Source organism: Paraclostridium benzoelyticum (assembly GCF_001006285.1).
In the GTDB taxonomy this organism is placed as follows: Bacteria; Bacillota; Clostridia; order Peptostreptococcales; family Peptostreptococcaceae; genus Paraclostridium; species Paraclostridium benzoelyticum.
Genome location: NZ_LBBT01000120.1, coordinates 1 through 13,411, shown reverse-complemented (window position 1 = coordinate 13,411; position 13,411 = coordinate 1). Strand labels below are relative to the sequence as shown.

Annotated in this window: 14 protein-coding genes; 11 read left to right on the top strand and 3 right to left on the bottom strand. The window is 25.7% G+C overall.

The window, feature by feature from the left end:
• The first annotated feature begins 94 nt into the window (after positions 1-94).
• From VN21_RS05240 to VN21_RS17810, 3 genes are all read left to right on the top strand, one after another.
• Entirely contained in the window at positions 95-514 is a 420-nt protein-coding gene (locus VN21_RS05240) for a MarR family winged helix-turn-helix transcriptional regulator (RefSeq protein ID WP_332840844.1), read from the top strand.
• Between the two features lie 80 nt (positions 515-594).
• Positions 595-990, top strand: coding sequence for an HsmA family protein (locus tag VN21_RS05235; protein WP_021428977.1), 396 nt, complete (start codon positions 595-597; stop codon positions 988-990).
• Positions 991-1,056: 66 nt separating this feature from the next.
• Positions 1,057-2,721, top strand: coding sequence for an ABC transporter substrate-binding protein (locus VN21_RS17810; protein WP_052951985.1), 1,665 nt, complete (start codon positions 1,057-1,059; stop codon positions 2,719-2,721).
• Positions 2,722-2,771: 50 nt separating this feature from the next.
• Here the strand turns inward: VN21_RS17810 and VN21_RS05220 are convergent, their stop codons facing one another.
• Together VN21_RS05220 and VN21_RS05215 are read right to left on the bottom strand one after the other, a co-directional pair.
• Entirely contained in the window at positions 2,772-3,080 is a 309-nt protein-coding gene (locus VN21_RS05220) for a hypothetical protein (RefSeq protein ID WP_046822371.1), read from the bottom strand.
• A gap of 33 nt (positions 3,081-3,113) precedes the next feature.
• Positions 3,114-3,668 (bottom strand): TetR/AcrR family transcriptional regulator, encoded by a 555-nt coding sequence (locus VN21_RS05215; protein WP_046822370.1) that lies wholly within the window; start codon positions 3,666-3,668, stop codon positions 3,114-3,116.
• Between the two features lie 273 nt (positions 3,669-3,941).
• On the opposite strand from VN21_RS05215, the gene VN21_RS05210 reads away from it, so the two are divergent.
• The 4 genes from VN21_RS05210 (at position 3,942) to VN21_RS05195 (ending at position 8,701) form a co-directional block, all read left to right on the top strand.
• On the top strand, positions 3,942-4,790 hold the full coding sequence (locus tag VN21_RS05210) for a DegV family protein (RefSeq protein WP_046822369.1): 849 nt from the start codon (positions 3,942-3,944) through the stop codon (positions 4,788-4,790).
• Between the two features lie 76 nt (positions 4,791-4,866).
• The gene (locus tag VN21_RS05205) at positions 4,867-7,869 is read left to right on the top strand and encodes a helicase C-terminal domain-containing protein (RefSeq protein ID WP_046822368.1); all 3,003 of its coding nucleotides are present in this window, start codon (positions 4,867-4,869) and stop codon (positions 7,867-7,869) included.
• Positions 7,870-7,961: 92 nt separating this feature from the next.
• On the top strand, positions 7,962-8,327 hold the full coding sequence (locus VN21_RS05200) for an ArsR/SmtB family transcription factor (RefSeq protein ID WP_046822367.1): 366 nt from the start codon (positions 7,962-7,964) through the stop codon (positions 8,325-8,327).
• Positions 8,328-8,329: 2 nt separating this feature from the next.
• Positions 8,330-8,701: a NifB/NifX family molybdenum-iron cluster-binding protein gene (locus VN21_RS05195; protein ID WP_046822366.1), complete on the top strand. Its 372-nt coding sequence runs from the start codon at positions 8,330-8,332 to the stop codon at positions 8,699-8,701.
• A 193-nt stretch (positions 8,702-8,894) separates the two neighbouring features.
• Here VN21_RS05195 and VN21_RS05190 read toward each other — a convergent pair whose 3' ends face one another.
• Positions 8,895-9,290: a hypothetical protein gene (locus VN21_RS05190; protein WP_161794377.1), complete on the bottom strand. Its 396-nt coding sequence runs from the start codon at positions 9,288-9,290 to the stop codon at positions 8,895-8,897.
• A gap of 447 nt (positions 9,291-9,737) precedes the next feature.
• Here VN21_RS05190 and VN21_RS05185 point away from each other — a divergent pair, with 447 nt between their 5' ends.
• The 4 genes from VN21_RS05185 (at position 9,738) to VN21_RS05170 (ending at position 13,115) form a co-directional block, all read left to right on the top strand.
• Positions 9,738-11,441 carry an ABC transporter ATP-binding protein gene (locus VN21_RS05185; RefSeq protein WP_046822364.1) on the top strand — a complete coding sequence of 568 codons (1,704 nt, stop codon included), beginning with the start codon at positions 9,738-9,740 and terminating at the stop codon, positions 11,439-11,441.
• Positions 11,442-11,544: 103 nt separating this feature from the next.
• Positions 11,545-12,153, top strand: coding sequence for a DUF975 family protein (locus VN21_RS05180; RefSeq protein ID WP_046822363.1), 609 nt, complete (start codon positions 11,545-11,547; stop codon positions 12,151-12,153).
• A 111-nt stretch (positions 12,154-12,264) separates the two neighbouring features.
• A complete protein-coding gene (locus VN21_RS05175; protein WP_046822362.1) occupies positions 12,265-12,879 on the top strand; it encodes a hypothetical protein in 615 nt (204 codons plus the stop codon).
• On the top strand, positions 12,840-13,115 hold the full coding sequence (locus tag VN21_RS05170; protein ID WP_046822361.1) for a hypothetical protein: 276 nt from the start codon (positions 12,840-12,842) through the stop codon (positions 13,113-13,115). The genes VN21_RS05175 and VN21_RS05170 overlap by 40 nt, the downstream gene beginning before the upstream one ends.
• Positions 13,116-13,411: the final 296 nt, after the last annotated feature.

The window sequence follows — 13,411 nt, the reverse complement described above, 5'->3', positions numbered from 1 at the left end:
TAATTTTTTATATACTTTATATAATACATAAATAAATGTATTATATAAAGTATATAAAATAAGCAATATATTTGTAAAGATGGAGGTAATTATAATGAGCGATTCATTTGAAATATTAATGTTAATAAAAGAGATATATTCAAGATCTATGAGCAAGATAGAGGCAGGATTATCTGAGAGTGGCTTAACTCATCAACAAATAATGGTATTAAAATTAGTTGCACACAATAAAGAAATAAATATAAGTCAAATTTGTAATGAAATGTATTTATCAAAAGGAACTGTATCTGGTATTGTTAACAGACTTGAGCAAGCTGATTACATAAAAAAGGTAAAACATGATAATGATAAAAGGAATACTTATATACAATTTTCGACTAAAGGACTAGAGTTTGCAAAATATTTTAGAAGAAAATCAGAAGAAACTTTTGGAAACTTATTTGATAATTTAAATGAAGATGAAAGAACTGAAATCATTAAGTCATTAAATTTATTAAAAAATAAATTAAAATAATTGTTTGACAAAATATAATCTCGGGTATAAGATTATTATAACAAAATAGTTTGCATGCAAACTAATAAGGAGGAACAATTATGAGTTTTAAATTAATAGCGGCTATAACAGCTATAACATTAGCTTTAGTATTTTATACAATAGGTGTATTTAGTGAAAGAAAAGCTAAAGTTTTAAACAAAAATCATGTTATAACATTTTATTTAGGTTTAATTTGTGATACAACAGGTACTTTTTTAATGAGTCAAATTGCTAAATCGGGAGTTAGTGGTATTTCAGAAACTTCAGCAATGATACATGGTATAACAGGAACTATAGCAATATTATTAATGCTATTCCATGCAGTTTGGGCTACTTGGGTACTTTATAAAAATGATAAAGAAAAACAAAGAGTATTCCACAAGTTTAGTATATTTGTTTGGTGTGTATGGCTAATACCTTATGTAATAGGAGCAATAATAGGAATGTCACATTAATTTTTAGGAATTTTTATAGGCCCTCCTAAATATAATTATAAAAATAATTATATTTAGGAGGGTTTTATGGTTCATAGAAAAAGGTTATTAGCATTGTTAACTATATCAACAATAGGAATGTCTAGTTTAGCTGGGTGTACATCAAATCAAGGTACGACAGGATCAAATAATTCAGGTAAGGAAGCTGATCCATATAATGTGCTTGCAAATAAAAATGCAAGAATAGCTATAAATATGGCTATAGATAAACAGGAATTATGTGATGTTATATTAAATAATGGATCTGTTCCAGCTGATTACTTTGTACCTAATGAGTTAGCTATAAACAAAGATGGAAAAGACTATAGAGATGTTGCTGGGAAAATGGGATATTCTTATAATGGCGAAGAAGCTAAAAAGTACTGGGATAAAGCAAAAGAAGAAGTTGGATTTGGTACTGTAACTTTAGAGCTAGTAACTTTTGATAGTGATACAAGTAAGCGACAAGCTGAGTTTATGCAATCTGAGCTTCAAGAAAATTTACCTGGATTAACAATAAAAATCAAAACTCAACCATTTAAACAAAAAATAGAGTTAGAGCAAAAAGGTAAATTCCAATTAGCTTACGCAGGATGGGGAGCAGATTACCCAGACCCTCTAACATTTTTAGACACTATGATGAAGGGTGTAAGTTATGCATCTAATACAGGTTATAAAAGTGATGAATATAATAAATTAGTAAATGAAGCAAAAGCAATGCCAGAACAAAATGAAAGTTGGAAGAAATTTGCAGAAGCTGAAAAACTTATGCTAGATGATGCATATATTGCTCCATTGATTCAATCTGGTATAGCTTATATGCAAAAGGAATATGTAAGCGATATGTTTAAATTCCCTACAGTTCCATGGTCATATAAGTGGGCAGATGTTGATAAAGAGAAAAAACAATTAAACTTAATAAGTACTTCTGATATTCCAACTATAGACCCAAGTAAAGCTACAGATACTGTTTCATTTGAGGTAATGACTAATACTATGGAGGGATTAGTTAGAATAGACAAAGAAAACAAAGCTATACCAGGAATTGCAGAAAGTTGGGAAACATCTGAAGATGGATTAACATGGACATTTAAATTAAGAAAAGATGCTAAGTGGTCAAATGGAGATGAAGTTAGTGCAAAAGACTTTGAATACTCATGGAAGAGAACTTTAAATCCAGAAACAGCATCTCAGTATGGATTTATAATGCATGATATAGTTGGGGCAAAAGAGTACAATTTAGGAGAAAATAAAGATCCTGATTCTGTAGGAGTAAAAGCTATAGATGATTATACTTTAGAAGTAAAATTAGTAAGACCAGTTACTTATTTTGATAAATTAATGGCATTTGGAGTTTATTTACCTCAAAATCAAAAATTTGTTGAATCTCAGGGAGACACATTTGGAACAACAGCTAAGTCTACTTTATACAATGGACCATTTACATTAAGTGAATGGAAAATAGAAGATCATTATTCAATGACAAAAAATCCTACTTATTGGGATAATTCAGCTGTGAAATTAGATGAGATAAATACAAAGATAGTTAAAGATGCGAATTCAGCGCTTAATCTATATGAAACAGATGCAATAGATAGAGTAGGTGTTACATCTGAAAATGTTGATAAATATAAAGATTCTAAGGAATTTAAAACTATGAAAGATTCATCAACTTATTTCTTACAAATCAATGCCGGAAATCCTCAAAAATAAATGTAAATAAGAATAGGTCTCACATTAATTAATGTGAGACCTATTCAGTATTATCTTAATTTTAAAATCAAATTATCTTTAGATACATCAGCTACTTCATATAACTTAAGTTTTTTTTCTATATCTTTTTCTGTTTTTCTATCAGAACTTACAAATATATCTTTAAGTGAGAGTATTGCATAAATTAAGATACTTGTATCTAATGCATAACCCATTAAGTCATGTTCTGTAGATTGACTTTTTACTAAATCATATATTTCTTGGCAGTACACCCCTTTAATGATGATAGTTTCATATTTTTCTTTTAATCCAACTAATAAATCAGTTGAGTTTAAAGCTTCAAATGTTAAATTCTGCATAAATTCACCCCTAAAAATTTATCTTATATTTAACTAATACCAATTTGTAACTAAAAAATCAGCTATATTTTCAAATGGTAAGTTTTCAGTTTTTAATAATCCTTGAAGAACTAATCCATCAACTATAGAAACTAGTAAGAATGAAAGAGCTTCAGCATCTTTTGAACTTATTTTAACAATTTCTGATTTTAATGTATTACGCCATTCTATATATTTTAATTTTATTTGTTCTTTTAAAGGATCATTCCCTGTAATAGCTTCACAAAGAATGTACATGTGTATTCTACCCCTGTCTTCTATATCGGAGATTTTCTCCATTATTAAGTTTATCATTTGCTCTTTTGGATTATTTGGATCCATACCTTGAATACATTGGAGTATAGATTTACTGATTGCATTTAAGTGAGTATTGGCAATTTCAGAGATTAATGCATCTTTTGATGAGTAGTGATAATATAAGGTACCCTTACTTATATTTACAGCTTTTGCTATATCAGATAAACTAGTATTTTTAACTCCGTTTTTGGTTATCAATTCTGTTGCAGATAATAAAATATTTTCTTTCATATTAGTATTATTTGATTTCATAAAGTCAACCTTTCTACAATTAACTGCTATTTTAATAAAATAATTATAAGCTTATAAATTTTTATTGTCAACAAAGCAACATATAGCAAAAATACGTTTAAAATAAGGTTTTTTAAGCAATGAGCAAAGTCTTTGGAGATATGAAAAGTTAGAAGACGTAATCCCTCGAGAGAATAGAATTTTTTATGATTGACTTTAATATAAATCAAATGTACAATTAAATAAAAGATATATCGGTCGACCGGCCGACTGAAAAAATAAGGAGATATATGAATGAAAAAAATCAAGATAATAACAGATAGTTCTTGTGATTTAAATAAAGAGTTAGTACAAAAATACAATATAGAAATAGTAAAGTTAAATGTTTCATTCGGGGAAGAAACTTACGCTGATGGAGATATGGATAGCGATACATTTTATAATAGAATGGCAAGTTCAAAGGAACTTCCTAAAACATCTTGTCCATCACCTGAAAGGTTTGTAAATGTATATGATTGTGAAGAAGATGAAATTTTAGTTTTAACTCTATCTTCTAAGCTATCAGCCACATATTCAACAGCGGTACTTGCAAAAAATATGTTTGAGGAAGATAACACGGATAAGAGAATAGAAGTGATTGATACTGCTAATGGATCAGTTGGTCAAGGGCTTTTAGTTATTAAAGCTGCTCAGTTAGCAGATGAAGGGAAAAATTTAGATGAGATAGTAAATACTATAGAAAGTCTAAAAGAAAAAGTTACTTTTTATGGTTCACTTGAGACACTAGAAAATGCAATTAAAGGTGGTAGAGTAAATCCTTTAGCTGGAAAACTTATAAATGCATTGAATTTTAAAGTTATAATCCAGGTTATCGATGGCATTGTAAAACCTGTTGATAAAGCAAGAGGAGATAGTAACTCAATTAAAAAAGTTATAGAAAACATATATAAAAACATCAGTAGTGAAAAGAAATATAGTTTAGCAATAGGTCATTCTAATTGTAAAGAAAAAGCATTAAAGGTTAAAGAAATTATGTCAAAAGAGCATGATTTTAAAGATATAACAATAAGTTCGGTTGGATCTGTTATGGGAACATATACATCAAAAGGTGCAATATTAATAGGTATACTAGAAACTGTCTAATTAATTAGACAGTTTTTTGTTTTTTATATATTTTAAATGGTATAATTAAGGTTATTCTAAATGGAGGAGGTATTATATGAAAAGCATATTAAATGATGTTGTATACTTAAATATAGTAACTAGTGGATTAAATTCTAATACCTCTGAAATAATAGAAATTGCAGCTATTAAAGTTATAAATAATGAAGTTTTTAAGTTTAATACTTTGATTAGACCTTATGAGGAAGTTCCTGTAAGTGTATTTGGAACTTGTAAAAACCTTAAGCAAAATGATTTAGATAAGGCACCTACTATATATCAAATAAGAAATAAATTTATAGATTTTATAAAAGACTATCCTATAATTTGTCATGATTTAAAATCAAAAAAGTGCTTCTTAGATAAATATATTTTTGAAAATAAAAGATTAAAAAATGAACTTTTAGATTCTATGCAGCTAGCTATTATTTTAGAGCCGTTTCATATGAATTATGAAATTAACTATCTTATAAATAAAGTTACAGATATTAATAAACAGGTAAATAATAGAGCATTAAACGATGTTTTACTAAATATACAATTAGTAAATGCTCTTTTGATTAGACTTTGGAAGAGTGAGGAAACTAGATTAGATAAGCTTTATTTTAATTTAGAACAATATTTTAAAAGCTCCAATATAAAGTCTTGGGAATGGATTAAATATTTAAAAGAAATAGATGAAAAAAATGAATTTGAACAAAGTGTGTTGTTTGAAATAAATGAAAAAGATTCCCAAGGAAATAGACATAATGTAAATTTATCAAAATATAAAAACTCATATGAGGATTTATTAAAATTAAATGAACTTTGGACAAACTCTAAAAATTTTAGTTATATATTTAGACCAAAGCAGCATGAATTTACCAAGTTTATAAAAGATGTGTTTAACAGCAAAGATGATGTACCTAAAATAGGGTGTATAGAAGCTCCTACAGGAATCGGGAAAAGTGTTGGGTATCTAATTCCAGCAATTATGGAGTCTTTTTATAATGGAAAGAAAATTGTTATATCTACAGATACAAAAAATTTACAGATGCAACTTATAAACAAAGATATACCTACAGTTTTAAAATCCTTAAACTTACAAAGTAAAATAAATTATGGATGTATGAAGGGTAAAAATAATTACCTATGTAATAGAAGATTGGAAGAATACAAAAAAAGCGTAGTATTTAAAAGTCAAAGTGAATTACTAGAGTTTTTATATATTCAAAGACTAATTGAAAATGGAGAATATGGAGATATAGAGGAAATTCCTAGTAATGTTAAAACTATTTTCTCTGAAATAGATGGTTTAATTTTAAATTTGAGATGTGAATCAGATATTTGTTACCCAGAAAAGTGTATTGAGAGATGTTTTTATAAAAATAGAATAAAAGAACTGAAAAAAGAACATATAACTGTGATTAACCATTCTTTACTTGCAAAATGGCCGTATAAAGAACAAAAGCAATTGGATTATTTAATAATAGATGAAGGGCATAATTTAATGGAAAAAAGTTATGATTTCTTTACTTCAGAATGTAATAGTATTTTATTAGATAAATTATTAGATGAATTATACCCTCATAGTGAGATCAATCATAAAAAGGTAAGTACTATGGATAAATTTTATATTAGTGTTGCGGGAAAACTTCAACTAGATAGTAATATAAAAGCAAAATTGCAAGAAAAAATAACTTTAGCAAAACAAAGTATAAATAACATACTAAATGGATGTGGAAAGTCTTTAAAGAGTGGGCTATATGACCATTCTTGGGAAATAAATAGGCAGCAAGCGCCTCTTAGCAATGTATCTTTTAAAAATAGAGTGGATATAAGTGGATATATGCGAAGTGAATTTGAAAACATTGTTATATATTTAAAAGAAATACTAAGATCTTTAAACTATATAATAGATCAATGTGAAAAAGAAGGAGAAGATGATAGTTATATATTTAATACAATAAGCGCAAAGACAATGGATATAGATTGCAATATACTAACCATTGAAAGCTTTATAGAAAAAAAGTTAGACAATTATTGTAGGATCATTGATATAAATAATGAATATAAGTATTTTAATATAAGAGTTATTCCTATTGATGTAGCTGAAATGTTTGAAAGTATGTTTTTAAGTACTGTAAATACAGTTGTTTTTTTATCAGCAACATTAAATATAAATAATAATATGAGTACGTTTAAAAGAACATTGGGGTTAGATAAACATAAGACTATAGAAAAAACAATTGAGTCTATATATGATTATAAAGGAAAAACTAAAATTCTAGCAATGGAAGAGTTTCCAAAATACAATGCTTTAAATGATGAATTTATAGATCACACTGTGAAGCTGATTGAAAATATATGTGTAAATAGTAATGGACATGTACTAGCTTTATTTACAAGTAAGAATAGATTAGAAAAAGTTTATAAAAAGCTTGTTCATAGATTAAATATTCATAATATAGAGCTGTATAAGGATAAATCAGCAGTTAATAACTTAAGAGATTTGAGCAAAAAGTGTGTTGTCTTAGCTTCTAAGAGCTGTTTTGAAGGGGTTGATATACAAGGAGAAGGATTAACTTGCGTAATTCTTGATAAACTCCCAAATAAAAGTTTGGATGATCCGTTGTACTCATCAATAAGAAGTTTCAAAAGAACTACATATGATGATGTTAACTATCCTCAATTAAGCATAAAAGCTAAACAAGCTTATGGAAGGCTTATAAGAAGTAAATATGATTATGGATACTTTATAATCTTAGATATAGGTCATAATAACACAACTATAAATAAATTAAAAAAAGATTTGCATGATTGTGATATAAAAAGAGTTAATACTCATTATGTTATTGATAGTATAAGTAAAGACTTTAAAAGTTGGAAGCTAGAAACATTTAGAGAAATTTTAAAAGATATTAAATGTGATATATATAGTCCTATGAAAATAATATATAAAAACAATAACGAAATGAATAGAATTGACTATATAAATGAAGAAGTATCAAAAAGAAATATAGCTTTATATATAAAGGATATAGACATAAAAAATAAAAAATTAAAAATATCATATAAGTAAGATGAAAAAATTTTGTAAAATATTGGTTGAAAAAAATAGTTTAGAATATTATAATTTAATTAAGTAATTACTTAATTAAAAAAGAGGTTTATATGGAAAAATTATCCAAAATATTTAAAGCTTTAAGTGATGAAACAAGACTTAAAGTTTTATTATTAGTATCGAAACGGGATATATGCCAAAAAGGTATATCAAAATACTTAGGGATAACTGATTCATCAGTTTCGCAGCATATAAAAATTTTAAAAGAAGCTGAAATAATAACTGGATATAAAGAAGGATATTATGTTTTTTATCATGTAAATGAAAGCGCATTTGATGAATGCATATCTTTTTTTAATTCAATAGGAAGTATAAATAATAATTTATTAGATACTTCAAATATTAAACTTGATAGTACTGATTGTAGTAAAAATTGTAAGTCTATAAAAAAGTGTTGTAAAAGAAGGGAGATTTAAAAATGAAAGTTTGTATACCAGTAGAAGTGAATGAAGGATTAAAAAGTAAACCATTTGGACATTTTGGATCAGCTCCTATGTTCTTAGTTTATAACTTAGAAAATGAGGAATTATCAGAAATAAGCAATGGAGACTTAGGACATGAACATGGTAAATGCCAACCTATAAAAGCATTATCAGGAAATGTTGTAGACGCTGTAATAGTAGGTGGAATAGGGCAAGGTGCTATTGTTAAATTAAATTCTATGGGAATAAAAGTTTTTAAAGCTCAAGCAGATAATCTAGAAGATAACTTAAACTTATTTAAAGAAAATAAATTAAGTGAGTTCCCAAGTAACCATACTTGTTCTCACGACGGATGTGGTCATCACTAAGAAATTTATGAATATTAATTTGCACGAATGAGCGTATAAATAGTATTGTCAGTTTTAGCCAGTATAAAATTTACTGACTTTAACTGACATTTTTAATTTTCACTTACAATTAAACTGGTACTATTTAAATAGAATACTATATATACTAGTAGGAGGTTATATTAAGAACTATATAAATTTTAAAAGCGGGATTTTATTTTCCCGTATCACTTATAATTTTTCCTAATTCTTTTGAAGCGTTAGAAGCTAGTGAAAATGCATTAATAGCATCAATTAAATTATCAGGATCTTTAGTCTCCAAATATGATTGAATCTTCATAAGAGATATTTTGTAAAGATTTAGTATAGATTGCATAGCTAGTATAGCATCGGTGTCTTCTTGAGAAAGTTTTGAAACTTTTATATTTAAGTCATTAATTAAAGTTTCTATAAATTTAATGTTTTTATTTATTTCATCCTCTTTATAGTTTCCCATAATTACAGCTTTAGTTAATAGGTACATATAATTATCGATTATTTCTAAATCTTGAATATATTGATTGCTAACTGAATCTGGAGCGGCAATGCTAATAGCGTGAGAAAAATTCATATTACTTGTAAAAATAATTAAAGTCATAAATATAATAATAGTAAATTTTCTTAACAATATAAGTACACATCCTTTCTTAAATAGTATGTGTAGAAATTAATAAACTATATTGTAGAAAAATTTAACAAAATAAACTTATTTTAAAATATATATGTTTGAAAATTGGATTTTTGAAAATAAGAAGACTAGAAAAAATCTAGTCTTTATCGGTAAAAAATGTGTTTGTCACGATGATACTATCCAGAAGGTTAGTTATATTATGTGAATTTTTAAAAATAGATATTCAAAAAAATTAGGAGATTTGTATGAAAGTTAATTTTACTAAATATAATATAGATTAATCAAACTAATACATTGGACATGACTAAAATTTAATAGTAAACTTAAAAGGTCTATATAATAGGCCTTTTTTAAGTTTTTGAAAAATAAAAAATAGGAGGATTAAGTATGAGGATACTCTTTAAATATGCTCTAGAGTATAAATGGCAGTTTTTTCTTAGAGTGATTACCATATCATTAGTAGCATTAGCAAGTATATGTTTTGATTTTATTATGGGATTTATAGTTGATATATTTGCGAGCGGACAAGTAGAAAAATTTATCCCAATAGTTACAGTAACTGTTGTTTTAATAATAATAATGTTTTTTACGGAATATTTAGATGGACTTGTTATGTCAAACTATATTAAAAATACTGTTAATTACTTAAGATGTGATGTATTTTCTAAGTTAATAAATAAAGATATAAAAGATTTTTCTTTGGACAATAGTGGGAAATACATATCGGTATTATATAATGATATAAAATTAATAGAAGATAATTTTCTAAATAATATATTCTTAGTTATATCATCACTGTTATCATTTTTAATTTCTTTATGTGCATTATTTTACATAAGTCCATATATAGTAATTTTCATATCTATATTTGGAGTTTTAGGATTCATAATTCCTAATGCACTTTCAAAGAAGCTAGTCATAGAAAAAAATGAGTACTCTAAAAATTTAGAAGAAATAACTTCTGTAACAAAGGATTTATTTTCTGGGTTTGAAGTTATAAAAGGATTTAACATAAGCAAAAAAATAAATAAGATTTTCGTTAAAAATTCTTTAAATGTAGAAAACTCAAAAAGAAAGTGTTCTATATTAGAAGCAGTTATAAAGGGTTTTTCATTGGCTTTTAGTGTAACTATATATTTAGGAGTTTTGATTTTAGGCGGGTACTTAATGTACAAAAAAAGTATATCTGTAGGAACAGCAATAATAATAATTCAACTTAGCACTCATATAGTTGGACCTGTTAAAACTAGTATATCACTTATAAATCAAATAAAATCAGTATCTCTTATTGGTAAAAAAGTTGAAGATATATTGAATGTAAATAATGAATCTGAAGAATCTGAAAAAATAAAGGATTTTAAGGATTGCATAGATATAAAAGATCTTAATTTTTCATATACAAAAGAACGAAATGCATTGAAAAATATAAATTTGAAATTTGAAAGAAATAAAAAATATTCAATAGTTGGTGAAAGTGGATGTGGTAAAAGTACATTAATTAAGTTAATTATGAGATATTATAATGAATATGAGGGTAAAATAACCATTGATAATAAAGATTTAAATAAAATATATAGTAGTGATTTATATAAGACTATATCAATGATACAGCAAAATGTATTTATGTTTGATGACTCTATAAAAGAAAATATAAGATTATTTTCAAATTATAGTGATGAAAGCGTAGTTGAAAGTTGTAAAAGGGCTGGAATAATGGGACTTATAAATAGATTAGAAGATGGTATTGACTCATTAGTTGGAGAAAATGGAAATAAATTATCAGGTGGAGAAAAACAAAGAGTTGCAATTGCAAGAGCTTTGATAAATGAAACTAAAATATTAATATTAGATGAATCTACATCGGCACTTGATAATGAAACTGCATATAGTTTAGAAAAATCACTTTTGAGTTTAGAAAACTTAACAATGATAGTTGTTACACATAAACTTATAAAAAATTTACTAACTGATTATGATGAAATTATAGTAATGAAAGATGGAATGGTTATAGAAAAAGGAAGTTTTGAAGAACTTATAGAGACTAAAGGATATTTTTATAGCTTATATTATATACAAAATGAAAAAATATAATAAAAAAATCATATATGGAATAATTTTCATTATATGTGTATAATTGTTTAGCAAACCAAGTTTAAGGTATAAATATTAATAATTGAATATGGAGGTGTAAAATATGTTTACAAGAGCAGAGTTAAAAAGTAGTGCAAAAGATCAACTAAAAGGAAGATGGCTTGTAGCAATATTGGTTTTTGTTTGTTATTCAGCTATACTTCAGCTAGCGAATGTAGAATTAACTAACTCTACAGAAGGATCTATGATTGGACTAAGTTTAAATATAATAGGCGTTTTAGTTTATGGATCACTTCAAGTTGGAGTAAGTAGATTTTCGCTTAAATTAGCACATAAAGATTCAACTGCACAATTTAATGATTTATTTTCAGGGTTTGATGTATTTATAAAAGCATTAGTGATGAACTTTATAATATGGATATGTGTATTTATAGGAACTATATTATTTGTTATACCAGGAATTATAGTAGGAATAATGTTCTCTCAAGCTAATTATATATTAGCAGAAAATCCTGATAAATCAGCTATGGAATGTATAAAAGAAAGTGCTAGAATGATGAAAGGTCATAAATTTGATTATTTTGTTTTAGAGCTAAGTTTTATAGGTTGGTCTATATTATGTGTATTATCACTTGGTATAGGATTTTTATGGCTTGTTCCATACTTTGAAATAACATTAACTAACTTCTATTTAAAAGTAAAAGAACTTTAAAAAAATTATGAAAATAGGCTATAGTTAAATATAGTCTATTTTTTTATGTTGCAATAATTTGCAATAAATGATATATTTTAAGTAAAAAACTAAAATAAAAGAGGAATTTGTATGTATTTGCCAAATAAAGTAACAAGTGTATTAGCTAAAATAGATAAATCTTATGAAGTTAAATATGTTGATGGAAAAATAACGTCTATATATATAAATGAAAAAGATATAAAAATAGAAGCCTCAAGTAAAGGATACAGTGTTAATTTAAAGGGAGTACCTATATTTTTAAATGACTTAAAATTATTAGAACCATTACTTATAAGAATGGGTGCAATAGAGATGAAAAAGTCGAAATCAAAAAAAGAAAAAGTGTTAAATGATAAGCTAATAGAATTGTTTTCAAAAAAGAAAAATACATTTTCAGTGGAGTATATAGATTCTAAGGTTTTATCTATAAAGATGGATGACCCTAATTTAACAATTAAGAAAACTGGAGTAGGATATACCTTAATTGTTAATAATGAAAGTATATCTATTGATAACTTATCTTCTTTAAAAAAGCTACTTTCAAAAATTAATGTTATACAAGATGATAAAGAAATAAAAAAGGAAATAAGTAAAAATAAAAACAATAAACTTTTAATAGAACAGCTTACGCTAGATTTAAATCAAATAAAAAAGGAGAAATATTTATGGGATGCCCAAATTGCAGATGTAACAAAAATAAAATAAGTGAAGAAGAATATAATGAACTAAGAGAGTATTTAGAAGAAGAAATTAAAGACTACAAAATAGTGGATTATATAAATGAAGATAATAAGGCAGATAGGTTTGTAGAAGTGGAGTTCGAGGAGTATATACTTGAATTGGAAAATATTGACACCCAAGATTTAACTTTAGAAAAAATTATAGAAAATGGTTTAAATAAAGAAGGACATCGTTTGTACGATGTCCTTTTTAATGTCTAATTATAATTTAAATTAGAAAATTACAACTAGATATTAATATGAAAACAAGCAGTATTAAACCAATTGTTTTCGAAAATATAGATAAACTTATAGAAAATACATACTTCAATTTACGAGGTAAAATTGTAAATACCATGAAGATTGAAAGTCAAATTAAAAAAAATGAAGTTAACATAAGATTAACCTACCTATTAATGAGACATTATATTTTCTATTAAGTTGTAATAATAGTATTACCTACATTTTAGAATATATAATTAAATATTATTACCTTTTTATGAATTAACTTCTAAAAA